Origin of the sequence: Candidatus Stygibacter australis, assembly GCA_030765845.1 — a bacterium.
In the GTDB taxonomy this organism is placed as follows: domain Bacteria; phylum Cloacimonadota; class Cloacimonadia; order Cloacimonadales; family TCS61; genus Stygibacter; species Stygibacter australis.
The window spans coordinates 1-25,559 of sequence record JAVCDJ010000267.1; the positions used below are offsets into that span (position 1 = coordinate 1).

At 37.0% G+C, this 25,559-nt stretch carries 27 protein-coding genes and 3 tRNA genes; 20 read left to right on the plus strand and 10 right to left on the minus strand.

The genetic code is table 11. From position 1 onward, the window contains the following. Positions 1–546, minus strand: a 546-nt coding sequence (locus tag RAO94_13295) for a hypothetical protein (protein MDP8323318.1), incomplete at its 3' end; no start/stop codon positions are given. 214 nt (positions 547–760) lie between these two features. Here RAO94_13295 and RAO94_13300 point away from each other — a divergent pair. After that, positions 761–1,810 carry a CapA family protein gene (locus tag RAO94_13300; GenBank protein MDP8323319.1) on the plus strand — a complete coding sequence of 350 codons (1,050 nt, stop codon included), beginning with the start codon at positions 761–763 and terminating at the stop codon, positions 1,808–1,810. A 341-nt stretch (positions 1,811–2,151) separates the two neighbouring features. Beyond that, positions 2,152–4,323, plus strand: a complete 2,172-nt coding sequence (locus RAO94_13305) for an aldehyde ferredoxin oxidoreductase C-terminal domain-containing protein (GenBank protein MDP8323320.1) — start codon at positions 2,152–2,154, stop codon at positions 4,321–4,323. A 134-nt stretch (positions 4,324–4,457) separates the two neighbouring features. Here RAO94_13305 and RAO94_13310 read toward each other — a convergent pair whose 3' ends face one another. Genes RAO94_13310 through RAO94_13325 form a run of 4 tightly spaced genes read right to left on the minus strand, consistent with a single transcriptional unit; the run spans position 4,458 to position 6,380 of the window. Further along, positions 4,458–4,658: a hypothetical protein gene (locus tag RAO94_13310; GenBank protein ID MDP8323321.1), complete on the minus strand. Its 201-nt coding sequence runs from the start codon at positions 4,656–4,658 to the stop codon at positions 4,458–4,460. Next, the gene (locus tag RAO94_13315) at positions 4,655–5,749 is read right to left on the minus strand and encodes a hypothetical protein (protein ID MDP8323322.1); all 1,095 of its coding nucleotides are present in this window, start codon (positions 5,747–5,749) and stop codon (positions 4,655–4,657) included. Before RAO94_13315 ends, RAO94_13310 begins: the two co-directional genes overlap by 4 nt. Positions 5,750–5,753: 4 nt before the next feature. Continuing rightward, on the minus strand, positions 5,754–6,215 hold the full coding sequence (locus RAO94_13320; protein ID MDP8323323.1) for a hypothetical protein: 462 nt from the start codon (positions 6,213–6,215) through the stop codon (positions 5,754–5,756). Between the two features lie 18 nt (positions 6,216–6,233). Continuing rightward, positions 6,234–6,380 (minus strand): hypothetical protein, encoded by a 147-nt coding sequence (locus RAO94_13325; protein ID MDP8323324.1) that lies wholly within the window; start codon positions 6,378–6,380, stop codon positions 6,234–6,236. 981 nt (positions 6,381–7,361) lie between these two features. On the opposite strand from RAO94_13325, the gene RAO94_13330 reads away from it, so the two are divergent. The 3 genes from RAO94_13330 to RAO94_13340 are packed head-to-tail and all read left to right on the plus strand — an operon-like array spanning position 7,362 to position 9,837. Next, positions 7,362–7,511, plus strand: a complete 150-nt coding sequence (locus RAO94_13330; GenBank protein MDP8323325.1) for a hypothetical protein — start codon at positions 7,362–7,364, stop codon at positions 7,509–7,511. Between the two features lie 35 nt (positions 7,512–7,546). After that, the gene (rsgA, locus tag RAO94_13335) at positions 7,547–8,641 is read left to right on the plus strand and encodes a ribosome small subunit-dependent GTPase A (protein ID MDP8323326.1); all 1,095 of its coding nucleotides are present in this window, start codon (positions 7,547–7,549) and stop codon (positions 8,639–8,641) included. Between the two features lie 14 nt (positions 8,642–8,655). Continuing rightward, positions 8,656–9,837, plus strand: a complete 1,182-nt coding sequence (locus tag RAO94_13340; GenBank protein ID MDP8323327.1) for a GNAT family N-acetyltransferase — start codon at positions 8,656–8,658, stop codon at positions 9,835–9,837. A gap of 15 nt (positions 9,838–9,852) precedes the next feature. Here RAO94_13340 and RAO94_13345 read toward each other — a convergent pair whose 3' ends face one another. Together RAO94_13345 and RAO94_13350 are read right to left on the minus strand one after the other, a co-directional pair. Further along, positions 9,853–10,134 carry a hypothetical protein gene (locus RAO94_13345; GenBank protein ID MDP8323328.1) on the minus strand — a complete coding sequence of 94 codons (282 nt, stop codon included), beginning with the start codon at positions 10,132–10,134 and terminating at the stop codon, positions 9,853–9,855. Then, positions 10,121–10,519 (minus strand): type II toxin-antitoxin system RelE/ParE family toxin, encoded by a 399-nt coding sequence (locus RAO94_13350; protein MDP8323329.1) that lies wholly within the window; start codon positions 10,517–10,519, stop codon positions 10,121–10,123. Before RAO94_13350 ends, RAO94_13345 begins: the two co-directional genes overlap by 14 nt. Before the next feature lie 151 nt (positions 10,520–10,670). On the opposite strand from RAO94_13350, the gene RAO94_13355 reads away from it, so the two are divergent. From RAO94_13355 to pyk, 4 genes are read left to right on the plus strand one after another with little or no spacing between them, the layout of a single operon-like run. After that, the gene (locus RAO94_13355) at positions 10,671–11,234 is read left to right on the plus strand and encodes an ECF transporter S component (protein ID MDP8323330.1); all 564 of its coding nucleotides are present in this window, start codon (positions 10,671–10,673) and stop codon (positions 11,232–11,234) included. Continuing rightward, positions 11,224–12,582 (plus strand): ABC transporter ATP-binding protein, encoded by a 1,359-nt coding sequence (locus tag RAO94_13360; protein MDP8323331.1) that lies wholly within the window; start codon positions 11,224–11,226, stop codon positions 12,580–12,582. Before RAO94_13355 ends, RAO94_13360 begins: the two co-directional genes overlap by 11 nt. Then, positions 12,583–13,311 carry an energy-coupling factor transporter transmembrane component T gene (locus tag RAO94_13365; GenBank protein ID MDP8323332.1) on the plus strand — a complete coding sequence of 243 codons (729 nt, stop codon included), beginning with the start codon at positions 12,583–12,585 and terminating at the stop codon, positions 13,309–13,311. A gap of 20 nt (positions 13,312–13,331) precedes the next feature. Then, positions 13,332–14,744 (plus strand): pyruvate kinase, encoded by a 1,413-nt coding sequence (gene pyk, locus RAO94_13370; GenBank protein ID MDP8323333.1) that lies wholly within the window; start codon positions 13,332–13,334, stop codon positions 14,742–14,744. 31 nt (positions 14,745–14,775) lie between these two features. On the opposite strand, the gene RAO94_13375 is transcribed toward pyk, so the two are convergent. From RAO94_13375 to RAO94_13385, 3 genes are all read right to left on the minus strand, one after another. Then, a tRNA-Leu gene (locus RAO94_13375) sits at positions 14,776–14,863 on the minus strand. A 7-nt stretch (positions 14,864–14,870) separates the two neighbouring features. Beyond that, positions 14,871–14,944, minus strand: a tRNA-Cys gene (locus RAO94_13380). Between the two features lie 13 nt (positions 14,945–14,957). Further along, a tRNA-Gly gene (locus RAO94_13385) sits at positions 14,958–15,032 on the minus strand. A gap of 161 nt (positions 15,033–15,193) precedes the next feature. Here RAO94_13385 and RAO94_13390 point away from each other — a divergent pair. The 11 genes from RAO94_13390 to galE all read left to right on the plus strand — a co-directional run. Continuing rightward, positions 15,194–15,970 (plus strand): class I SAM-dependent methyltransferase, encoded by a 777-nt coding sequence (locus RAO94_13390; GenBank protein MDP8323334.1) that lies wholly within the window; start codon positions 15,194–15,196, stop codon positions 15,968–15,970. After that, the gene (locus RAO94_13395) at positions 15,963–16,571 is read left to right on the plus strand and encodes a ribonuclease HII (GenBank protein MDP8323335.1); all 609 of its coding nucleotides are present in this window, start codon (positions 15,963–15,965) and stop codon (positions 16,569–16,571) included. Before RAO94_13390 ends, RAO94_13395 begins: the two co-directional genes overlap by 8 nt. Positions 16,572–16,589: 18 nt before the next feature. Beyond that, positions 16,590–17,687 (plus strand): ATP-dependent 6-phosphofructokinase, encoded by a 1,098-nt coding sequence (locus RAO94_13400; protein MDP8323336.1) that lies wholly within the window; start codon positions 16,590–16,592, stop codon positions 17,685–17,687. A gap of 77 nt (positions 17,688–17,764) precedes the next feature. Next, the gene (locus RAO94_13405) at positions 17,765–18,991 is read left to right on the plus strand and encodes a pyrophosphate--fructose-6-phosphate 1-phosphotransferase (protein ID MDP8323337.1); all 1,227 of its coding nucleotides are present in this window, start codon (positions 17,765–17,767) and stop codon (positions 18,989–18,991) included. A gap of 68 nt (positions 18,992–19,059) precedes the next feature. After that, positions 19,060–19,347 carry a hypothetical protein gene (locus tag RAO94_13410; protein MDP8323338.1) on the plus strand — a complete coding sequence of 96 codons (288 nt, stop codon included), beginning with the start codon at positions 19,060–19,062 and terminating at the stop codon, positions 19,345–19,347. A gap of 70 nt (positions 19,348–19,417) precedes the next feature. Further along, the gene (hflX, locus tag RAO94_13415) at positions 19,418–20,680 is read left to right on the plus strand and encodes a GTPase HflX (GenBank protein MDP8323339.1); all 1,263 of its coding nucleotides are present in this window, start codon (positions 19,418–19,420) and stop codon (positions 20,678–20,680) included. Positions 20,681–20,709: 29 nt separating this feature from the next. Next, positions 20,710–21,924 (plus strand): PLP-dependent aminotransferase family protein, encoded by a 1,215-nt coding sequence (locus RAO94_13420; GenBank protein MDP8323340.1) that lies wholly within the window; start codon positions 20,710–20,712, stop codon positions 21,922–21,924. A 47-nt stretch (positions 21,925–21,971) separates the two neighbouring features. Then, on the plus strand, positions 21,972–22,355 hold the full coding sequence (locus RAO94_13425; protein ID MDP8323341.1) for a hypothetical protein: 384 nt from the start codon (positions 21,972–21,974) through the stop codon (positions 22,353–22,355). A 3-nt stretch (positions 22,356–22,358) separates the two neighbouring features. After that, positions 22,359–23,378 (plus strand): aspartate-semialdehyde dehydrogenase, encoded by a 1,020-nt coding sequence (locus RAO94_13430; GenBank protein ID MDP8323342.1) that lies wholly within the window; start codon positions 22,359–22,361, stop codon positions 23,376–23,378. Then, entirely contained in the window at positions 23,375–24,553 is a 1,179-nt protein-coding gene (locus RAO94_13435) for an aspartate kinase (GenBank protein MDP8323343.1), read from the plus strand. Before RAO94_13430 ends, RAO94_13435 begins: the two co-directional genes overlap by 4 nt. Further along, positions 24,550–25,559: UDP-glucose 4-epimerase GalE (gene galE / locus RAO94_13440; protein MDP8323344.1), on the plus strand; the 1,010-nt coding region annotated here is incomplete at its 3' end. The genes RAO94_13435 and galE, both read left to right, overlap by 4 nt.

Here is a 25,559-nt window from a genome sequence, read left to right on the forward strand (position 1 = left end):
TGCCTGTAAATGAGCATTAATAAAATCAGTAGTATTGTATGGTGTAGTCTGAAAATGAACAAATACTTTACGTGAATATGACAATACAAAGGCAACGAAATAGACTGTAAAACCCTTTCCATCATCACTTCTAACATAACTTTGACCTGGATCAACCTGTATCTGATGTCCAGGAATATGATCAAGTACCGGATGATAAAATCGCCGATGTTTAGATGATATGTTTTTACGTAACCGCATAACATATTTGCGAAAAGCTCTTGATTTGGCAGTAATTGAGGGATATTTTTCAATTACCTGACGGTAAAGTTTACTGGATCGAATACTAGGAAAATTATCAAGCTGATTCAGAATAAATCTGATAGCAACATCAAACTGACTTGGTCTATTGACCTTGATCAATTTATCAATATCTTCCTCGGCATTTAAATTCAGATACTTGTTCACGGTCGTTTTTGACATCTTGAGATGTTTAGCAATCTTTCTCTGGCTCATTTCATTAAAAGACAAAGTCTTTACAGTATGATACATTAAAACTCCCTTCATTAGCACTCCAGTTTCTTTATACTGAGTGCCATTTTGTATGTACCAGTTTAAAGTGCCAACTTTGTACCAGTTTTGAGTGCCATCGACAATAAAAACTATCATCCCATACTTAGGTGTAACATGGAGCCTAAAGGAAATATAAAATAATATAAAATCGGTAAAGAGCGGTTGACAGGGTTTAACGCTTAGGCAAAACTGTAATGGGAGATAGTTAATGAGAAATCTGTATTTTTCCATGTTATTTATACTGCTGTCTGGTCAAGTGTTTGGTGGCTTGATCTCCATAATTGCAGTTGGTGATATTATGCCCGGGACAAATTATCCTGATGACAGTTATCTTCCAGAAAATGACGGGAAAGATTTAATAACTTCTGAGTTAAAGAACATTCTAAGGTCTGGAACTATAACCTGTGGTAATCTGGAAGGTTGCATTCTTAGTGAAGGCGATAAATCTGAACATAAAAAGAGTAAATATCTATTCAGAATACCAGAGAATTTAAGTGGTGTATTTACTGATAGTGGTTTTGATCTGCTTTCGATTGCTAATAATCATGCGGGTGATTTCGGAGATGCAGGTCGCCTGAATACCTGGAGAGTACTCGACAGTTTAGAGATTGGTTATGCAGGTCAGATAGAATTCCCAACGTGTATCTTCGAAAAAGAAGGTAATAAAATAGGTTTCATAGCATTAGCACCAAATCGTAACTGTTTATCTCATTGGGATATACAGGAAGTAAAGCGGTTGATAGCTGAGCTGAAAAAGAGTTGTGATCTGGTGGTGGCTTCCATGCATTATGGAGGAGAAGGAGAGGAATTTCTGCACTTGAAGAATGAAGTCGAGTATTATTACGGAGAAAATCGCGGAAATCCTGTGGAGATTGGTCATCAGCTTGTCGATGCCGGTGCTGATCTGGTATATGGTCATGGACCTCATCTGCCGAGGGCAATGGAATGTTATAAGGGTAAGGTGATAGCTTATTCTCTAGGAAATTTCCTTACCTGGAGGCGGTTTAATCTTTCAGGAGAATATAGACCCTTAGCTCCGATATTACGGGTTAATTATGACAGCAGGGGGAATTTTCATTCTGGTGAGATCATCTCATGTTTCCAGGATTATGAAAATGGTGTGAAGTTAGATGATCAAAAGAGAGCATATGAACTGATAAAGCAACTTACGGAAGAAGACTTTACAGATCCAGGATTATATTTTGAGGAAGGAGAAAAGGGAACGAGTTTTTATCCTATAGTTAATGATAAAAATTGAATTGCATTCCAGCTGAAACCTTGCGAATGATGCTTGCACCTCCGCAAGGGTTGGACAGATATAAACAAAATTACCATTATGCTAAATGCTTTAAATACTATAATTTAAAAGATTCTTAAACCTGCTCGACCATTGCGAAGGTCATTCGACCATTCGCAAGGTCTTGGATGGGAGAACCACTTAAACCTAAAATCTACTTGACATTAGTGGAAAATCGTAAAAAAAAGCACAGTCGCCTTTAGAAAATTGGCAGCAATGACTCCTACCCTTTAGGGAAATTCTACCGTCTGCAATACGCAGCGGGAAAAATTGTTATTCAAAAAAATAATAAAGGAGAAAAGATGGACGTTAAAGAATTAAAAGCCAGTCACAATCTTTTGAAAGAATTTAGCTATGATCTGGTAGAGCTAGATCATGGATATGCAGGTAAAACACTTTATATCAATCTGGATAATAACACGATCGCTGAAAAGCCTGTCACACCTCAGATGAAAGAGAAATTCATTGGTGGTAAGGGTTTTGGATTAAGGTTATTATGGGATGGCACAAGACCAGAGACTAAATGGAATGATAATGATAACGAGATCATTATTTCTGGCGGACCAATCTGCGGAATCACTCAGTACGCAGGATCAGGTAAAAGTCTGGTTGTGAGCATCTCCCCTACTACTGATGTTGTAATAGACAGTAATGTGGGTGGATATTTTGGACCATACCTTAAATTCAGCGGCTATGATGCACTAGAAATACAGGGTAAGGCAAAAAAAGACGTGATAATCGTTATTGACGGCACAACCGGTAAAGTGAGTATTGAGGAAGCTGGAGAAGAATATGCAGATAGTCATCTTCTGGCAGAACAACTTACAGAAATGTATGCTGAAAGTGATAAACCAATTGATAAAATGAAAATCGCTGTGGTAAGTGCTGGTTCTGCTGCTGATCATTCCTATATTGGAATGCTTAATTTCAGTTTTTATGATCTTCAGCGTAAAGTCTGCAGATTGAAACAAGCCGGCAGGGGTGGAATCGGAACGGTATTTCGGGATAAAGGCATCAGAGCTATTGTAGCTAAATCTCATGGCGTGAAAGGTGATATGAACCATGTGGAAGATATGCCTGCTATTCAACAGCGCGGCAAGAAATTCACCAAAGAAATGAATGATTTTGATGATGATCAGTGCCAGATGCGAAAAGTGGGAACAGCACATCTGATGGAGATCATGGATGCATATGACATTTTGCCAACACATAACTTTCAATATGGCAAGGCAAAAGATGTGAAGAAGAATATTGATGATATCAACAGCAAGGTGTGGACAGAAAAATTTACACCACGCAGCAGCGATGGCTGCTGGCTGGGTTGCACAATGGCATGTGCCAAGGTATCAGAGAATTTTGTGGTTCGCACTGGACCATATAAGGGCAAAACAGTTCATGTTGATGGACCGGAATATGAATCAGCTGCAGGATTAGGCTCAAATATCGGTAACTTTGATCCTAATGATATTTTAGAGCTTAATTTCTATTGCGATACCTACGGTATTGATACTATTTCATTTGGAACTATGACAGCTTTTGCTATGGAATGCTATGAAAAAGGAATTATCAATAAAAAGATCACCGGTGGACTGGAGCTTAATTTTGGTAATACTGATGCAGCACTGGAAGCTATGCACCAGATGGCAAGAGGCGAAGGATTTGGAATTATCCTGGGACAGGGAACTCGCAGAATGACTAATATATTCCATAAGGAATATGGCGGAGACCTTAAATTTATGCAGGATATTGGAATGCAGAATAAGGGACTGGAATACAGCCAGTACGTATCGAAAGAATCTCTGGCACAGCAGGGTGGCTATGCCATGACCAATAAAGGACCTCAGCATGATGAAGCCTGGCTTATCTTTATGGATATGGTTAATAACCAGATACCGACATTTGACGATAAAGCAGAAGCATTGCACTACTTCCCCATGTTCCGTACCTGGTTCGGATTGATGGGACTTTGTAAACTGCCTTGGAACGACGTGGAACCAGCAGGAAATGCCGAGACCGATGAACCGGCAAAAGTACCGGAACACGTAGATAACTATATAACAGTGTATAATGCTGTAACTGGAAATAATATTGATAAAAAAGAGATGGTGCGGCAAAGTGAGAGAGTGTATAACTTCCAGAGAATATTTAATATTCGGAGAGGTTATGGACTCAGAAAGCATGATGCTCAACCTTATCGTGCCTGTGGACCAGTAACAGAAGCAGAATATCTCAGTAGAGAAGAAAGATATGACAAGGAATTAAGTGAAAAACTTAACCTTGATCCAACAAAAATGAGTTTGCAGGAGAAAATGGCAGAAGTTCGCAAGTATCGTGAGGACCGTTATGAACAGCTATTAGATGCAGTATATCTGCGAAGAGGCTGGACAAAGAATGGAGTTCCTAAACTTGAGCATTTGAAGAATATCGGAATGGATCTACCAGAATTAATAGAAGTTGTTAAACCACTTCAGTAAGATCTGGTAAATATCTAAAGGGCATGTTAGTTAGCTGATATGCCTTTTTTTTTAAATTTACTGCTGGGGAACCAGATGGAGTACATTATAGTAGGACTTGCAGCGCTGACGGTACTCCGGAAGTGCGGCGAGAACTACGGCACCTGGAGATTAAATTCTAAACCCAATAAATCTATAATCGGTTGATTGTGGTCGTACTCATGCAACTGATTAACAGTTTCCCAGCTATCTCTAACTTCTGTAGGAAAATCATCCGGGTTAACTGGAGGATCACATAAACAGACAAAAAAAACAAATAAAATAACTATATAACTTAATATTAATTTCTTCATCATAATTCTCTCCCATTTATTACCATTATATCAGTAATTAATACAATTTTTTGACAGTCATTAGATATATCAATTTTATCAACACTAGTTCCTTTTATCGAATACTCTATAGGAATTTCATTAGAATAAGTATTATTGCTATAGTCTAAATACATGAATCTATGTGGACTTCCACCAAAATAACAAACAAATATTGACTGACCTTCCGGCATTATTTTGGTTGTACAATTACCATATTTGATCGATATCTCATATAAATTTTGAATATTCGTATCATAGATAAAAGTAGAAATAAATTCAGGTGAAAAGTGATAATGATTAAAACTGAAATAATTGTCATCGTTACTTCTATCAATTACCTTACCTTGATCATAGGGAAATTCGCATAATAAATTCAACTCATCTGTACCACAATTATATTGATAAAAATAAGAGTTCCCTTTCACTAAAAACACTTTATCAACATCAATTCTCCCTGGTAAAATCCTGTTTATTCTTTCATCAAATGAACAGTATTCCTCAATATCACTACCATCAGGATTAAGGCTCATCAGAGTCCAAACAGCCCTAGTAGTGTCTTTCCTGCAAAAATATATTTTATTATCTAAACCGAATGCCGGATAATAATCCCTGCCACTATCAGTTATCTGACAATAATTATTTGTTTCCAAATCCAAACAATAAAGTGACCTACCCGATGTGAATGCAATTAAACTATCATCATAGCTGATTGCACACCTGTCAGAAAAAATTACAGTATCCGAAGAATGGTCATTATAGTCTATTTCTATACCCTCCAGAATAAATTGCACATCTAAGTCAACAGCATCAAAAATTAATAAATACTCATTATTTAAAGCAAAATGTCTATTATCATTAAAAAATTGAATATTACCATAAGTGGCATCATAGCTATTTCCACTTGTTCCATTGTAATATTTATTAAAATAATGCATCTCACTTCCATCTGAATTAAATAACAAAATCCTGTTACCTAAATCTTTATCAGGCTCTCCATCTCCAATACCAAGATTACAGGAAATTAATGTCATTAACAATATAATCACTATCGTAAATTCTATTATAATTTTCATGTTATCATCTCTCCTCTGTCATTATTAATACAACTGAATTGGAATTAACCAATCCACTTCGTTCTAAATCAAATACATTATAGCTCAATTGTAATTCAAGTCCAAACATGAAGGGAAGCATACGGGATACACTCTCAGATACTAAAATATCTTCCCTGTTATTGTTTGTTGATTCAATAACCTTACAGTTATAATTATTATTTCTTACTCGATACTCTTTTCTCTTAGTAGATGGTGTAAACAGATTTTTATCCAGCAATTCCGTAATCTTTTCTTCTCTCTTACTTATTAACACTTCCCTCTCAGCTTCATTCAGCATCTGTGGATGATTAAATCTGCCTTCTTCATCATATCCCTTTATATCCAGCAATTCCCCAGTTTCTCTACTGATCAAATAATTAATAATATTACCCTCAAATTCTTCCTTTACCCAGAATGCTCCCACTGTGTCTTTGATAACTTCCACAGTGTCCAGATTCTGCTCTCAGTATTTTGATCTGTAAACAAGTTTATCACCAACCTGCAGGTTTTTGTCAAAACGTGCTGGAGCATAGGTTATCATATATTCCAGCATATCCCGTTGAGCAATTGCCTCAATTTCTTCATCCTGGGCACATAATAATGAACTCATAAATTATAACAGTAAATTCATCAAAGTAGTTAAATAAATTTTCATAATATCTCCATGCAATCTATTTCACTTTTTTTGTTGATTAAATTTTTCATGCAATTTATTCATATTAATGATCTTCTTGTCAAATTAAATTTGCTATCAGCGTTGTCCCGCCCACCCCAATCCGGCTGATCCGGATAGGGGATGGACGCTGTTTCGGGCATATTTGAACCCCTCATATCGGCTGCGCCTTTATGAGGGGCTAAGGATATGGTTATCCCTTCGGGATATGAATTGGAAGGATAATTAGACTAACTGAGATAAATAATAAAATGTTTTCCTCGTCATTTCAGCCGGATATTGGTTGGTATTATATGCCGAAGGCATAATATTTTCTTTGCCCCTTATAAAGGCGCAGCCGATATAAGGGGATTGAATTTCATACTCCTCCTCGTTCCCCAATCCGGCTGATCCGGATTGGGATGGGAGGGATGTTGGGCATATTTGAACCCCTCATATCGGCTGCCTTTATGAGGGGCTAGGGTTGTGGTTATCACTTCGTGGTACGAATTAGAGGGATAATTTTACACCTATTCACACACTATCCTGTAGGTGCTATAATCACCGATAACATTTCGATTTAATCCTAAAAAAATACACATTCTCTTGAATCAAATTTTGGTTATTAAGAGATTTTTCTTTACAAATCAGCTAACTTAAGTTTATCTGTTTTCAGAAATAATAAATAAGGAGGTTTTATGAATTTTACAGAAGGAAGGTTGATAGTAACCTGACCTGCTGATTGTCAATAAACAAAGAAACCTGTAGTGAGATTGTTTTACAGGCGATAATATATGTTTAGCGGAATCAGCAGAAGATCAATGAAGTGCTGGTCCCGCTATAATTTTGTCCGGAAATATTCCGGAGACGGTTTTGGGACTGTTACCCAGAACCGTTTTTTGTATACAAGGGACTGATAACTAAAAAAAGGAGGCAGATATGCAGAGAAGCAGCCAGAAGACTTATACCCGAAAGCGTCCCTCACACCCAGACACCGCGCATACTAAATCAAAAGGCTGGTTTAAGCGGAAAGGGAGAAAATCAGTGAGGAAATTAGAGAAGCAGCAAACCAGAGGGCAACAGGAATAATACCTGAGAATTCTCTGGTACAAACTGGAGGAATAGTGAAATTAGAAGAATTTGGATGGAACTCATATTTTGCGGAAAGTTATGAGGATTATAAAGAAGAAGGGCTTATTATAGCTCGAGTGGCACGGGAACAAAAGAATTTATATGGAGTCTTTACTGAAATTGGAGAGGAACAGGCAATTTTGAGTGACAGCCTGTTTATGAATGCTTTTTCAAGCATTGAATTACCGGCAGTAGGAGACTGGATATTATGTCGTCGCAAAGAAGATTTCGATAAATTATTTATTGAGAGAATATTACCAAGACGGAGTAAATTTTCCCGTAAGGGAAAGAATACTTATGGCAGAAACTATCAAAAAGAAGGAAGCTCTGATGAACAAATCATTTCAGCAAATATAGACACCGTATTTCTGGTAGTCTCAATGGACAGGGATTTTAATCTACGGAAAATCGAGAGATATCTCACCTTGATCTGGGATAGTGGCTCAAATCCTGTTATTATCCTTAACAAAGCAGATCAATGTGAAGATCCGCAGTGGTATTTCACAGAAACGGAGAGTGTGAGTCTGGGAATTCCTGTTCATGTAGTGAGTGCACTTAAGAATGAGGGTATATCTGAACTAGAAGAATATTTGCAGTCAGGAAAAACCGTGACTCTGATCGGCTCTTCTGGAGCAGGTAAATCATCGATCATTAACTGCATTCTCGGCGAGGAAAAGCAGTATGTGAGTTATTTGCGTGAAGGAGATAAACGAGGTAGGCATACTACTACAACCCGGGAAATGATCATCATTACAGGTGGTGGTATATTGATTGATAATCCGGGTATGCGCGATATTCAACTCTCTGTGAGTGAAACTACACTTGACAGAACTTTCTATGATATTGTGGAATTGGAGAAGCAATGCAGGTTTAGGAATTGTGAGCACGATACTGAGCCTGGATGTGCTATTAAACAGGCAATAGAAGATGGTGAACTGGAAGCGGAACGGTTTGAGAACTATCAGAAACTGCAAAAAGAAGTTCGTTTTCAGGAAAGACGCAATAAGCAGCGGCAGAAATTTATTGATAATGCCCGGTCTCAGCAAAAGCACCAGGATATAAAGATCAAAAAACACAGGAATGGATAAAACCAGGAGGTTCAATGGAAATAAGGAAAATAACCCAAGAAGAACGTAATAAATATCATCGGATATCACAATATGCCTTTGGTAACTGGCAGGATAAAGAAATAGAAGATGATAAAATCAAATGGATGAATCCAGATGAATGCTTTGTGATCATAGAAAATGGAGAAATGACTTCAGGGCTTATCAATCATAACCTCAAGCAAAATGTTCGCGGAACAGTAAAGAGACTATCAGGCATAGGAAATGTGGCAACCTTTCCTGAATACCGTAATAAAGGTTATGTAAAGGCATTATTTACATCAGCATTTGAGGATATGAGATTGAAAAAGCAGAGCGTGAGTATGCTGCAGCCATTCAAGGAGAGTTTCTATCAAAAATTTGATTATATCTCAACGAATCGTGAAATGAAATTGAAATTTCATGTTTCCGGAATGCAGCACTATTTAGGTGAGATTCCTGAGGGTTGGATATTAGAACGTAAAACAGGTATAGCTGCATTAGAGGAATTTTTGCACTTCTTTAGCAAAGCATCTATTAAGTGGCATGGCATGGTGATCTATGATGAAATACATCAAGGATTTAAAGAGCATCTGGCCCAAAACACGATTTTCATACTGGTGAAGCATAATAACGTGATCAAGGCTGCCTGCTCATATAAGAAGCAGGATATGAAAATTATTATTCACGATATAATCTGGAGTGATCTGGAATCAAGAAAATTGATATTCAATTATTTTGCCAGACATCGTGATCATGTGGGTGATTTTGAGATGAATATCCCTATGGGAACTAATTTCTTTAGCTGGTTTTCCGATATGAGATCACAATATGAACTGAAAATGTGCGAAGGTCCCTGGATGGTGCGTATTATAGATGTTATAGATTCATTAAGTGATCTCAATATCTCGGGTAATGTAAGCATGATATTCAAAGTCTTTGACGAATTATGCAACTGGAATTCAGGAAATTATGAGTTGGTTGTAAAAGACCGTAAAACTCAAATGAAACGATCAGAGAGGAATATTCCAGCTGATGTCACATGTGATATCAGAGGACTTACGGCTTTATTATATGGTAGTTTAGAAATAGAGGAAATTATTGATCGAGGCTGGATGGAAACTAAGACAGAAGATGTTAGAATTAAATTACAGGAATGGTTTCCAACCTTACTACTCTTCAATACATTCCAGTTTTAATATAATTAGCATTGATTAAAATTTGAATCGTGGACATTCTGCCGGAAGATCAATATTATACTTCTGGCAGAGTGTTTTAATAATATGAGGTAGACATTTGTCTCCATTGGCAAATTCAATTAAATCAGATTCAGGAATTCCGGTTTCGGCAGAGATATCTGTCCAGGAACCTCCGGAATTCATTACAGTATCAACGATCTGCCAGACTGTTTGACAGATATTGCAGTTGTCATTATAAGCCTGGCAGAATTTATTATCTTCAAGCTTCTTTTTTAGGTATTTATTAAATTGGTGCATCAAGGTTCTCCTCAAGGTCCTTTTCAGAATATTTTTCCGTTATCAAATTTCGGTACTCAATTGCCTGTTCCACATATTTATCTGGAGTACGATCAGTTTTCTTTTTGAATCCTGATTGTAGGATAATAAAATTGCCGTAAACAAAAAAATATAGGATCCGGGCATAAATTTTTCCTACTCGAAGACGAAGTTCATGGATGCCGTCATAGAGGATATCACTATATGGTCTTCTTAACTGAGGGCCATTTTTGCTGAGTAATTCCAGGAACTTGAATACCTTGATCTGTCCTTCCTCAGGAAGAGATTCCAGAAACTCAGTGATGGTGCAATTTTTATCATCTTCATCACAAAACAATATCTGCCAGTTTTTTTCTTCATTTTCCATAATAGAGTGAAATTTATCTATTTGCGTGTCCAGTCAAACAATTTATTTTTGTGATTATTATTCTTAAGGATGTAATATAATAATTAAAGAGAGATTTTGCTTGACTTAAGAGGGATAAAATAAGTGAAGATTTGATATAGGAGAATATTTGATGAAGAAGATGAAAATAAATGAGATAACATTTATCTGTGTACTCTCAATAGCAATGGGGATATTCTGGTGGGGTAACACCTTTATTTATGATGTACTGAAACCATTTCTGAAACCATTAGGACTGAAATATCTTATTGCAGGGGTCTGGCTTATGGGAGCCATGTTTTTCGGATATATAATCCGCAAACCGGGCAGTGCTCTACTGGGAGAGGTGATACCTGCCTTTATCCTGGCATTTATATCCAGATGGGGACTTATATCTTTTTTAAGTGGTGTAGTACAGGGATTAACCGTAGAGCTTTTCTTCCTTATATTAAGATATAAGAAATTATCAGCAGGCAGAATGGCAATAGCTGGAAGTCTGGCAGCATTTGCTTCATTCTTCTTTGATTTTTTCATAGAAAAATATTATCTTTTGAACTGGCAATTCAATATTATCCAGTTAATGGGATTTGTTATTAGTGGGGCAATTTTAGGTGGATTTCTGGCAAAATTTACTGCTGATCAATTGCAGGCTACGGGTGTATTAAATCAATTTGAGATAACCAGAGATGGCAAATAATCAGGAAGCATTATATATTATAAGAGATTTCAGGTTTACCTATCCAGAAAGTAACCATACAATAGCCTGGCAGGGAAATCACCTGATAAGAGAAGGAGAACGCATTCTTCTTACTGGAGCCAGCGGTAGTGGGAAGAGTACACTTTTATATGGCTTAATGGGCTTAATTCCTGAGATCCTGTATGGCAAAGTGGATGGAGATATTTATTTTAGAGGGAAATCCATAATTGAAAATCCTGAATTTGTGAAAGGTAGAGCAGGTTTGATCCTGCAAAATCCCTCAGCTCAGATTCTTTGCCACAGTGTAAGGGAAGAATTAGCTTATGGTTTGGAGAATAAGAAGATAGCTCCCGGAAAGATATTAGAAGAAATTGATGAATGGGCTAATAAATTTGGAATATCACCTCTGCTTAATCAGCGAACAAGTAGTTTGAGCGGAGGAGAGAAACAAAAAATAACTCTGCTATCAATTCTCATGACAAAACCTGAGATTTTAATGCTCGATGAACCAACAGCATTTTTAGACCCCATATCTGCAAAAGAGATCATGGAGATCATAGAGAAATATGATTCGGGTAAAACAATGCTTTTTGTGGAACATAACCTGGGCTATTTGAAGGGACAGATCACTAGAAATCTTGATCTTGATATTACTGGAAAAGTAAATAACAGATCGGCAGAAGAGATAATCTGGCATACCCCTTTACCTTTTCTGGAAAAAACAGCAAAAGGCAGGATGCTGATGCAGCTTGAAAATATCAGATTTTCATATCCTGAAAAGGATATTCTAAAGGGAGTAAATCTGAAAATATATGAAGCAGAGATTATCGGGATAAAGGGTAGAAATGGCAGTGGAAAAAGCACACTTTTACAAATAATGGCAGGTCTTAAGCGGAAATATGGTGGTGATATATTACTTGATGAAAATGCTTATAAGGGTAAAGAATATAAATATTTAAATTCAATTGTGGGATTGTTATTTCAAGATCCGGAGAATCATTTTTTGTTCCATAAAGTTGAAAAAGAATTAGAAGGTTGTGATCTGCAATTTATTGGTGATGAATTTGAAGGAAAGAAGAACCAAAGTCCATTTACTCTTTCTGAGGGAGAGAAGCGCAGGCTGTCCACAGCTATAAGCTATCAGGGAAATAAGAAGCTGCTATTTCTGGATGAGCCTACATTTGGTCAGGATATCAACAATAAAAGGAAATTGATTTCTTTTCTGGGAAAATTACGTGATAGAGGATTGGGAATAGTAATCGTGAGTCATGATGAGGAATTCCTGAAAGTAGTATGCGGAAGTGTATATGAGCTTAAAGAAGGTAAATTGCAGGTAGTGGAGCAATAAATGATTGAGATCAAAAAAGGTATTAATGATCTGATCCTGTTTGGACTCACTTTTGCCTATACAATAGCCGTGCTGGTCTCCCCTACGTGGCAACTTTGTATTTACTGGATAATACTAAGCCTCTTTCAACTTGTGATCGTTCGCAGACTGAACTGGAAATTAATCTCAATCTTTATGCTGTTTTTATTAATACCGGGTATATCATTATTTATAACCAGTTATCTGCATTTGAAAGGTAATATGAGCAGCTATCCAGTGATTTTTGCAGGTATTGAATTAGATCATTATCGTCTGACAATGAGCTTATATCTTGCAATCAGAGCAGCAGCATTATCTTTAGTTTCATTTTCATTTCTTACAGCGATTCATTATGAGAAACTAATTTACAGCCTGATCCAGAACCTGAGATTTCCTGTCATCTGGGGATATGCTTTATTGGTGGCGTTTAATTCTGCTGGCAATATTCAGTCTGAGTTTAAGAGAATTCAGCAGGCAGCTGTCATGCGTTTTTCACATAAACCTTTATTTTATTTTTATATAATACCCCTATTAGTAAGTGCCACCCGATATTCTCAGCAGGCGGCAATGAGCATCCAATCTCGAGGGTTGAATCAGGACAAGAGTTTTATTAAATCGGAAAAACTCAGAGTTTTTGATTTATTAATTTTATTGATCAACCTGACAGGAATTATTATTCCATTATTATATCTAATAAGACAAAGTTCGTAATAATAAAGCAGGAAGAAATTATGCAAAAGAAAACAAAGATTGTGGCAACAATTGGTCCAGCATGTAATTCTAAGGAAATGATCAGTAAATTGATCAAGGCAGGGATGAATGTAGCCAGGTTAAATTTTTCACATGGTACCCATGAAGAGCATCTTAAAGTAATTAAGATAATTCGGGAACTTGATAAAGAGAATAATAAAATTGCGATTTTACAGGATATTGCTGGTCCTAAGATAAGAATAGGTGAAGTCATAAATGGTCCAATATTTCTTCATAAGAGGCAGAAATTTAACTTAACTGAAAAACCAGTGGAAGGTAATCAAGAACAAGTTATGGTAAATCATCCCGGATTCAGCAAATTTGTTCATAATGGTGATATTATCATGATAAATGATGGTATTGTAGAGCTTGTAGTAAAAGATGTGAAGCAGGATGTGGTAATTTGTGAAGTAGTAAGCGAAGGAATGATTTCCTCAAGAAAAGGAATCAGTTTGCCTACTGCATCTGCTGGAGTGCAGCTTCTGAGCGAGAAAGACAAATCAGATATCCGTTTTGGGATAAAGCATGGAGTGGATTTTATGGCGATATCCTTTGTTCGAAATGGAAATGATATTAGAGAAGTTAAAGAATTTATAGTCAAAGAAGGTGGTTCAGTCCCTTTGATCGCTAAAATAGAAAAACCAGAAGCCTTAGAAAATTTTGAAGAAATATTAGCTGAATCAAATGGAATTATGATCGCGCGGGGAGATCTAGGTGTGGAAGTAGCTTTTGAAAAAGTTCCCATTATACAGAAAAAATTGATCAGAAAGACAAATAGAGCTTGTAAACCCGTAATCACAGCAACACAAATGCTGGTTTCGATGGTAGATAATCTTCGACCTACTCGTGCGGAAGCTACTGATGTTGCTAATGCAATACTGGATGGTACTGATGCCGTGATGCTTTCTGAAGAAACAGCAATTGGTAAGAATCCAGAACTTGTAGTGAGTACGATGAATAAAATGGCAATAGAAGTGGAAAAAAGTCTTAATCGCACCTATAATATAAATGAACTTAGGGATGATGAAGCCCCGACAGCAGATCTTCATGTGGCAGAAACTGCCTGCCGTCTTACTAGGGGTACTGATTCAAAAGCGATAGTATGCTTTACCATGAGTGGCTCCACTGCCAGGAAGGTTTCCAGATTCCGACCTCGAGTTCCAGTAATCGCCTTAACGCAAAATATTAAAACATGCCATCAATTGAGTCTAAGCTGGGGAATTAATCCGGTTATGACAAAGGAAGTAAATAGTATTACAGAAGTAATTGTTGAAGCCAGGAATGAGATCCAAAAGATATCTGTAGCATCTAAGGGTGATAATTTTGTTATTACAGCAGGAATACCCTTTAATGAAGCAGGTAAAACAAATCTTACTGGTGTATTTGAAGTATAAAAAAAAGCCAGGTAATAACCTGGCTTCTATATGGTACCAGAGGCCGGACTTGAACCGGCACAAGCTTAAAGCTCGAGGGATTTTAAGTCCCTTGTGTCTACCAATTCCACCACTCCGGCGGGATCTTGGAGGCGACACCCGGATTCGAACCGGGGATAAAGATTTTGCAGACCTTTGCCTTACCACTTGGCGATGTCGCCAATTATGTAAAAATGGAGCGGGAAACGAGACTCGAACTCGCGACATCAACCTTGGCAAGGTTGCGCTCTACCACTGAGCTATTCCCGCTCATTAAGTAGAATCCTAAAAGCTATAAGAGGAAAATTCTGTCAAGAACAAAATGTGATATCTTAGTTAAAATTCAGTTGCCAAAATCAATGCTGAAACAGGTTGTAGAAATTGCTTTACATCAGACCTTACTCTTTAAGATTGTGAAATAGAGGTAAATAATGCAAAAACAGGCATATAGTTTATTTGCCAGATATTATGATCAATATATGGCACATGTGGAATATGATAGTTGGGTGGATTTTATATTGGGAAGGTATACCCGTAGATACAAAAAAAGTCCTGAAAGGGTATTGGAATTAGCTTGCGGAACAGGTAATATTTCCAGCAGATTAGTAAGACGTGGCTGTAATGTAGATGCAACTGATATATCTGAAGCCATGTTGGAATTAGCCAGAAACAAACCATTTCCAGCAAATTATGAAAAAGGTGATATGCTGGAACCTATTACTGGGGATAAATATGATCTTATTCTACTGTTGTTTGACAGCTTAAATTATCTTACTAAAGTTGAAGATGTTAATATTATGCTTAATAATGTGAGTGATTCATTAAGTAATAAGGGATTATTTATCTTTGATATCTCAACAATAAGGAATTGTCAAGAAAACTTTGATGGATTTATCAATATTGAAGATGAAGAAAGAGGATTTGTGATTCATGAAAGTGAATTTGATAATGCAAAATTGATGCATACAAATCATATCACATTTTTTGTACCTGAAGAGAATCATTATCAAAGGTATGATGAGTATCATCATCAAAAAATTTATCAGGTGGAAACACTAGTGCAATTTATAAAATCTTCCTCCCTTAAACTCAAGGGAATTTACCGATTATCTGAGGGTGAATCAATTATGATACCATCTGTAGATTACACTTACGCAGACAAACTTTATGATCGAGTGTTTTTTGTACTGGAATCAGATAATGCTTGAACTTGACAAATCTTATTTTAATAATTATGAATATATAACAGGAATTGACGAAGCGGGTAGAGGTCCACTGGCAGGACCTTTAGTAGTTGCTGCAGTCACAATGAAAAGGGGATTCTTGATAGAGGGTTTGAATGATTCCAAGAAACTTAGTGATAAAACCAGACGTAAACTTTATCAAAGAATCATTAATGAGGTAGTCGATTACAAAATAATTGTGATTGGTGTGGATGTGATTGACAGAATTAATATCTTGCAGGCAACAATGCTGGGTATGCAAAAGGCATGCACCTCATTGCAGAAGAAAGGAAAAATTCTAATAGATGGGAACAGGATTCCGGAAGAACTGAAAGAGATGGAAGCTGCAGCGATTGTGAAAGGAGATCAGAAAGTTTCTGCCATTGCTGCAGCATCCATCCTGGCAAAAGTTTATAGAGATGATATTATGATAGAATTAAATGAGAAATATCCTGAATATGGTTTTGCCCAAAATAAGGGTTATGGTACAAAGCTTCATCTGAGAGCATTAGTAAAACATGGAGTAACAGATGAACACCGGAAGAGTTATGGCCCTGTAGCTCAGCAAATACTATATTTTGATTAATAATCAGGGAGAAATAATATGAAGAAAAAATGTCTGGTAGTTACTGGCGGAGGAGATTGTCCAGGTTTAAATGCTGTAATCCGTGCAATAGTCAAACGTGCTGAGCCTGAGAAGGAATGGGAGGTATGGGGCAGTTATAATGCCTTTAATGGACTTTTAGAAAGTCCGATCAGATTGATGAAACTTGATAATAAGGCAGTTGCGGGTATTCATTTCAAAGGTGGAACAATAATTGGAACCACCAATAAGGGTGGACCTTTTAACTGGCCCCAGCAGACGGAAGATGGCAAACTGGAGTTAGCTGATGTTTCTGATGAAATGATTGAAAGGATGCAGGAATTAAATATCCAGGCTGTGATCAATATTGGTGGAGATGGTTCTCAGGCTATTTCCCAAAAGCTCTATGAAAAGGGTGTCAATGTGATAGGAGTCCCAAAAACTATAGATAATGATCTATCTTCTACTGATATGACCTTTGGATATCAGACTGCTGTGGAAACTGCTACTCAAGCTGTAGATAAGCTAGTTACAACTGCAGAGAGCCATCACAGGATATTTATCCTGGAAGTGATGGGAAGGGGAGCTGGCTGGATAGCCTTAAATGCGGCTATAGCAGGTGGCGCTGAAGCATGTCTTATTCCTGAAATACCATATAAAATAGAAAATCTCACTAAAATGTTAAAACTCAGATCTGATGGCAAATCAGGCTTTGCTGTAATAGTTATTTCTGAAGGAGCAAAACCAATTGATGGAGAGCAATCTGGATATAAACCCAATGAACCCGGGTATGAGAATTTTCATTTAAGCGGGGCTGGACACAGATTAGCTTATGAACTGAAGCAGACAGGTATTCAAGCTGATGTGAGAGTATCTGTGCTGGGCCATCTCCAAAGAGGTGGAATCCCAATTGCTTACGATAGAATTCTGGCAACAAGTTTTGGCGTGAAAGCATTTGAAATGGTCTTAAATCAGGAGTTTGGTAAAATGGTCTCTTATAAATATCCTGAATTTGTGAGTGTACCCATACTTGATGCGATAAAATATTATAACTATGTTAAACTTGATTCTGCCTTGATACATACTGCCCGTGGAATTGGTATTTGTCTTGGAGAATAGCATGAATTCACAAGCATTGACAAAAATTGGATAGGAAAAAATTTTGTTAAAGGTAAAATGTAATTTATGGAGGATCAATGAATAAACCAAAGGTTGGGATTCTAACTTCCGGTGGAATGGCACCTTGCCTTTCTTCTGCAGTTGGCCGCCTGATTAGGCAATATATAAAACTTGTACCAGAAATTGAAATTGTCGGATATAAATATGGATATCGTGGTTTATTAACCAATGAGAAGCTGGAACTCAGTAAATCTCTTCTGCATGTTGCTGAGATGCTTTATGGATTTGGTGGCAGTATTTTAGGAAATAGCCGAGTTAAACTATCAAATGTAAAAGACTGTCTAATAAAAGGTTATATTAATCCAGGTGATAATCCTCTTGAAGTAGCTGCTTTGCGACTTAAGGAAGATGGGATCACTATTTTGCACACAATTGGTGGTGATGACACAAACACAGCAGCAGCAGAACTGGCTGCTTATCTGGAACAGAATGATTATGAACTTACCGTGGTGGGAATTCCAAAAACGGTTGATAACGACGTCTTCCCCATTAAGCAGACACTGGGTGCCTGGACAGCAGCGGAACAATCAGCTAAATTCTTTGAAAATATTGTAAATGAGAATACAACCAGCAGTCGACATTTGATAATTCATGAAGTGATGGGAAGGCATTGTGGATGGTTAACAGCATATTCTGCCCATTTATATCGCCAGAATCTTGATCAAAAAACCTTTTTCCCATTGATCAGTAATTTATCTAAAGAAAGATGGGATATTCATGCAATATATATTCCGGAACTACTAATCGACTTCAGAGAGGAAATAACTAGATTAAAAAAGGTAATGGATGAGCATGATTGTGTGAATATTTTTTTAGCTGAGGGTGCTGGAGAAGAGACAATCGTAACTGAGATGGAATCAGCTGGACAAGAAGTACCACGTGATGCATTTAATCATGTGCGTTTGGATGATATAAATCCAGGTCAGTGGTTTGCAAAAAGGTTAAAAAGTGAATTAGAAGCAGATAAAGTACTGGTGCAAAAAAGCGGATACTTTGCCAGATCTGCTGCCCCCAATCGGGCAGATTTAGATCTGATCATGAAAACGGCTGATCAGGCTGTTACTTTTGGTTTGAATGGACAAAGTGGAGTAGTAGGTATTGATGAAGCTGATAATAGCATGCGCTGCATTGAGTTTGGCAGAATACGTGGAGGCAAACCCTTTGATATCAATCAGAAATGGTTTTCAGAAATGCTTAAAGATATCGGACAATATGATGAATCCATATATCAAAAAAATCAATAAGAGAAATATCTGGACAGTTGGGAATATTAACTTCTTTTTTGATTTGTTAAAAAATAGTTGAGGTTAAAATGAAAATCAGGTTTAGAGACGTTTCCTCCGGCATAGTAGAAGCTCGAGCTGTGTTGGAGATCAAAGAGGGCATTTTACTGAATGAAATCACCATTTTAAGCCGTAATGGACAGATTGAGGTTGAATTGCCCCAAAAAAGTTTCAAAGGTAAAGATGGTAAAATGCACTTCATGGATGTGGTAACATTTGATAATGAAGACAGAAAAACTCTTTGGATGATGGAAATCAAAGAAGAATACAATACCTGGCGACAGACTAATAAAAAAGTTCTGGTTTATGAAACTTAGTACCAGCTAATATTCATTTCAGGAGAAAACGACCATTAAAATAGAAATTCCAATAATTAGGGTATTTATAATCGGTCTCTGGCATCGAGATGAAGAAGAAGAACAATTTACTAAGTCCTTTGAAGAGTTGATGAAACTGGCAAAAACTGCTGGTGTAGCAGTGAAGGGGAAATTTATTCAGCATCTTAAGCACCCAGTATCAGGTACATTTATGGGATCAGGTAAACTCCAGGAAATTGCTCGTTCCGCAAGAGAAAAACAGGTCCAAACATTGATCTTCAATGAGGAATTAACTTCTTCACAAGCAAGGAATATTGCAAATATTACTCGATGTAACGTTGTTGACCGCACAGAACTCATTTTAGATATATTTGCCTCTCATGCCCGAACCAAGCAGGCAAAGCTGCAAGTTGAGCTGGCACAGCTTGAATATAGTTATTCACGCTTAAAGAACCGCTGGAAGCATCTGTCCAGGATTCAGGGTGGAATTGGTTTTCGAGGACCAGGAGAAAAGCAGATCGAGGTTGATCGCCGTGAGATAAAAACCAGAATAAACATTCTCCAGAAACGTCTTGAGGAAATCCGAATTACTACTGAGACCAAGCGTAAAAAGCGTGATAAAGCTCTTAATATCACCATTGTTGGTTACACAAACGCTGGAAAATCTTCTTTATTTAACTTAATTACAAAAAAAAATATTTATACTGCGAATCAATTATTCGCCACACTTGATGCAAAATCAAGCAGGGTCGTACTTCCTGAAAATCAGGAATTCGTTGTCTCTGACACGATTGGATTCATAAACAATTTACCTCATAATCTGATCGAGTCATTTAATTCTACTCTTCTCGATGTTCAAAGAGCTGATTTGCTGCTGCATGTAGTGGATATCACAATTGGTAGAATTGATAATATGATTGACTCGGTAGAAAATGTACTTCTGGAATTAGGAGCGGATCAAAAAAATATCTTAATAATTTTTAATAAAATTGATCTGGTGCAGGGCAATTCATTTGCATTTTTAAAGAAACAATTGAAAGGTCTGTATCCTGATTCAATTTTCTTATCAACCTTTACTAGAGAAGGATTTGATGATCTTCTTTCTCAAATAAAATACTTCATTTCTGAGCAACAACAAACACGAAGGCTGATTATTCCAGAGAAACTGGATTCTTTACTTAATTTCGTGAGAGATAATAGCACCATTCATGAAGAATACTATGATGAAAAAAATAAACAGCATAAACTTGACGTAAAAATCAATGATACAATTTATAAAGACATCGTTTTACAGCTTGAACGTTATCAGATGCTGGAATATATTAATAGTTAAAAAAAAATAAAAAGAAAAAGGAGGATATCATGATCAAGAATCTTGAATCCATGCTATCTGCAAACATTCTGGGTATGAAAAGGTCTGCTATCAGAGAACTTCTTAAACTTACTCAGCGATCAGAGGTGATTTCTTTTGCTGGTGGATTACCTTCTCCAGACACTTTTCCCATCGAGCAATTGAAAGAAATCACTTTGGAAGTTCTGAATGAAGATGGCGCAAGTGCTCTGCAATATGGTGCTACTGAAGGTGATCCTGCTTTAAGGGCAGAATTAGTAAAACTCTATAAGAAACAGAATTTTGACATTGATATCAGTAATCTTGTGATTACTACAGCCAGTCAGCAGGGACTTGATCTATTAGCAAAGGTTTTTATCGATCGTGGTGATATAGTCATTTGCGGATTACCATCATATCTCGGTGGATTGAGTGCCTTTAGCTCTTATGGTGCAGAAATGATAGGAATTAAATTTGATGAGCACGGTATGCGTTCAGATATCTTACGAAAAGTTGTGGAAGATCTTGCTGCTGAGAATAAGAAACCAAAATTTGTTTATATCATCCCTGATTTTCAAAATCCAGCGGGTGTAACCATGCCAGATTTTAGAAGAAAAGAGATCATCGAGATTGCTCATGAATTTGACCTTCTTATAGTTGAAGACAGCCCCTATAAAGAACTTCGATTTGAGGGAGAACATCAGACTTCACTCTATGTTCTTGATGGTATTGGTCAGGTAATAACGATGGGTACATTCTCAAAAATATTTGTTCCGGGATTTCGTATTGGCTGGATAATTGCTCACAAAGACATTGTGGATAAATTTGTTGTTGGCAAGCAGGCAACAGATTTATGTACTTCACCATTTGTCCAAAAGATTTCTGCCAGATATTTATCAAAAGGCTACTTTGAGAAGAATCTAATAAAGACTACAGCAATGTATAAAGACAAAAAAGCCCTTATGATGAGGTGTTTTGATGAGGAAATGCCAGAAGGAGTTACCTGGACTAAACCTGAAGGTGGATTATTCCTTTTTATGTATCTCCCAGAAGGTATGGACGCTGGAAAGCTATTTCAACGGGCTATAAAAAATAACGTAGCATTTGTTACTGGAGATGTATTCCATTGCGATGATTCTGGAAAAAATACTTTAAGAATAAATTTCTCCTACTCTTCTAAGGAACAGATTTGTGAAGGCGTAAAACGTCTGGCAAAAGCTATCCGGGAAGAAATGGAAGAGATGTAAATATATAAGGAAGGGAGCAGGTTATCCTGCTCCCCACTTAAAGAATTATGAATTGGATTAAAGCTGTATTTAATGGAATAATTGCCTGGTTAGCGCCTTTCATTTTCAATGAATTTATCTTTCCTGAATTGACTCTTGGTTTTAAATTTATCTTATATTTTTTGGCAGCTTCAATTGCTTTTGATGATTATTCAAACAATTTAATGAGTGGCTATCTTCATAAAGGAAACAAAATTACGGTATCCATGGGCTTGGGGATTGGAATTGTCTGGTTTATATTGAGTTTCATATTATCCGGGATTTATTTTGTTGCGATTAATAATCAACTTCTTCTTGAATATGCAATTAACCTGGGCTGCATCTATTTGATCTATCCTATTTTTGGTATAATGATGGGTATTTGTGAGGAGAAAAGAGGTAGAAGGAGATAATCAATGCCAGAGAATAGAATAAATCTGGCTATATTAGGTGCTACTGGAGCTGTGGGCAGAGAGATGCTCAAAATAGTTCATCAATTGAAGATCCCATATAATACATTACGGTTATTAGCGAGTTCTTCTTCTTCTGGTTCATATCTTGAATATGAAGGTAAAAGATTTCAAGTTGAGGAAGTAAGTTCTAAAAGTTTTAAAGATATTGATATTTGCCTGGCGAGTGCTGGATCTGCAATAAGTAAAATCTGGGCTCCAATCGCACGAGAAAACGGTGTAGTATTCATTGATAACAGCAGTGCCTTTCGCCTGGATGATGATGTTCCGCTGGTTGTTCCAGAAGTTAATGCTCTATCGTTGCACAATCATCAGCTGATCATCGGCAATCCTAATTGCTCTACTATTCAGCTAGTGCAGGTTTTGCATCCCCTTCATGTTGCTTTCAATCTCAAAAGAGTGATAGTGAGTACTTATCAGGCTGTTTCAGGTGCCGGGAAAAAGGGAATTCTGGAATTAGAAAATCAATTGAAAGCACAGGTAGAAGGTATTCCTTTGGAGATTTTACATTTTCCCTACCAGATAGCAGGAAATGTGATTCCTCAAATTGATGTGTTTAATGACAATGGTTATACCGGAGAGGAGATGAAGATAATCCAGGAAACCAGGAAGATATTATCAAATCCTGGTTTAGCTCTTACAGCTACTGCTGTAAGAGTACCAGTGGTTTATGGGCATTCAGAGTCTGTCCAGATTCAATTTCAGAAGTCAGTTACTCCCGATCAGGTGCGCGAAATACTAAATAATACTCCAAATCTACAGATCATGGATAATCCTGGCATTAACCTCTACCCCACTGCACTCGATTCAGAAGATAATGATAATACTCTTGTGGGACGAATTAGACAGGATTTATTAGGAGATGACTGGATAAGTTTATGGATAGTATCAAATAATCTTCGAAAGGGTGCTGCTCTTAATGCTGTTCAAATTGCCGATTACATGATAAAAAACAAACTATTATGAAGATATCAGTTCTCAAATTTGGCGGGAGTTCTCTGCAAACAAAAGATATTAGACAGAAAGTGATTAATATTATCAAATCTCGTCTGGATAATTATTTCTTCCCGGTGATCATAGTTTCTGCTCTGGGAAGGAGAGGAGACAATTATTCAACTGATACTCTTCTTAATATTCTTCCGGAAAAAAGCAGTGACAGGCACAAAGCATTGATCTCTTCATGCGGTGAGATCATTGCTGCCACTTTGCTCGCAGAGGAATTGATAAGAGAAGGGCTCCAAGCAATAGCAATCACTGGTTGGCAAGCAGGTATTCTCACAAGCAATTCTTATAATAAGGCAGAAGTAGAAAATATCAATATTGCCAATATATTAGATAAAATAGAACAAAAAAGGATTCCTGTTATTTGTGGTTTCCAGGGTATTAATTCAACCGGAGAAATTACTACATTGGGCAGAGGGGGAAGTGATACTACTGCAGCACTGATAGCACGAGCTCTTGAAGCCACTCAACTGGAATTATTCAAAGATGTTGAAGGCTTATATACTGCTGATCCACATATCGTCAAAGATGCTCAAATAATCAAAGTTCTTGATTATTCGGAGATTTCTGAATTATCAGGTAATGGAGCTCAGATTGTACATACCCCGGCAATAAGTCAGTTATCTGATCGGAAAATTCCTCTTTTATTAGGCAAAACCTGGACTGGCAAGCATGGTACATGCATTCAGCCCTGTACAAGAAACAAACCTGTAACAGCAGTAACTTCAAAATCTGATCTTTCTCTGGTTAAAATAAAAACTACTTCCGATTTACATTTGAGTAAGATATTTTCTGCTTTTTCTGATTCAGAAATTAGTTTGGATTTTATTTGTGTAGCTCAAGGAAATGTCTCATTTGTAATTGAAGAAGAAATAAGTAAATTTGCTGCTTCTCTGCTTAAAAAGAATAATGTTAAAAGCAATATACAGAGTGGATTTTGTAAAGTGACTGTTACTGGATCCTTTATGACAGGACAACCGGGAGTTATGGCAAAACTAATAAAAAACCTGGAAGCCGAAGATGTGATGATTGAAATGGCTTCCGATTCATATTCAACAATTTCATGTTTGATATGCCAGTTAGACGAGAACAAGGCTTTAAATATTATTCATAGTGCATTTAATTTACAGGAGGGATGATGAAAGTCCTAATTACGGGGGGAGCAGGATACATTGGCAGCCATACTACTCTGGAATTTCTTCAGGCAGGTTTTAATGTTTCCGTTATCGACAACTTGATTAATAGCAAAAAAGAATCCATAATAAGAATAGAGGAGATCAGTAACCGAAAAGTCACATTTTTTCCTGATGATCTGCTTGATAAACCAGCTCTTGAGGAAATCTTTAGAAATAATAGATTTGATGCGGTGATCCATTTTGCTGGTTTAAAGGCGGTTGGGGAATCAGTTGAAAAACCGCTTCTCTATTATCATAATAATATAACTGGAACACTGAACCTGCTGGATTGCATGCAAAAATATAATGTGAAGAAGATAGTGTTCTCTTCCTCAGCAACTGTTTATGGAAATCCTCATAAGGTACCTATAAAAGAAGATTTCCCTGTTCAGCCAACTAATCCTTATGGCAGAACTAAATTAATGATAGAAGATATCTTAAAAGATGTGAATATATCTGATCCCCAATGGGATATTGCTTTATTACGCTACTTTAATCCTATTGGAGCTCATATCTCAGGTAAAATCGGAGAGGATCCTAATGGTATTCCCAATAATTTATTGCCATATATTGCTCAGGTAGCTGTTGGTAAATTGCCAAGATTAAACGTTTTTGGGAATGATTATGATACCCCTGATGGTACTGGAGTAAGAGATTATATCCATGTAGTGGATCTGGCTCAAGGTCACTTGAAAGCTTTGCAGAGATTAAATTCTCATCCCGGAGTAGTAACTTATAATCTTGGCACTGGCAAAGGTTATAGTGTGCTGGAAATAATTGAGGCTTTTCAGGAAGCTTCTGGTAAAGAAATACCCTATAAAATAGTGGACAGACGGGCTGGGGATGTTGCTTCTATTTATGCTGATGCCAGTCTTGCTAATACTGAATTGAACTGGTCGGCGGATAAAGATATATTGTCAATGTGCAGAGATACCTGGAACTGGCAATCGCAAAATCCTGAGGGATTTTG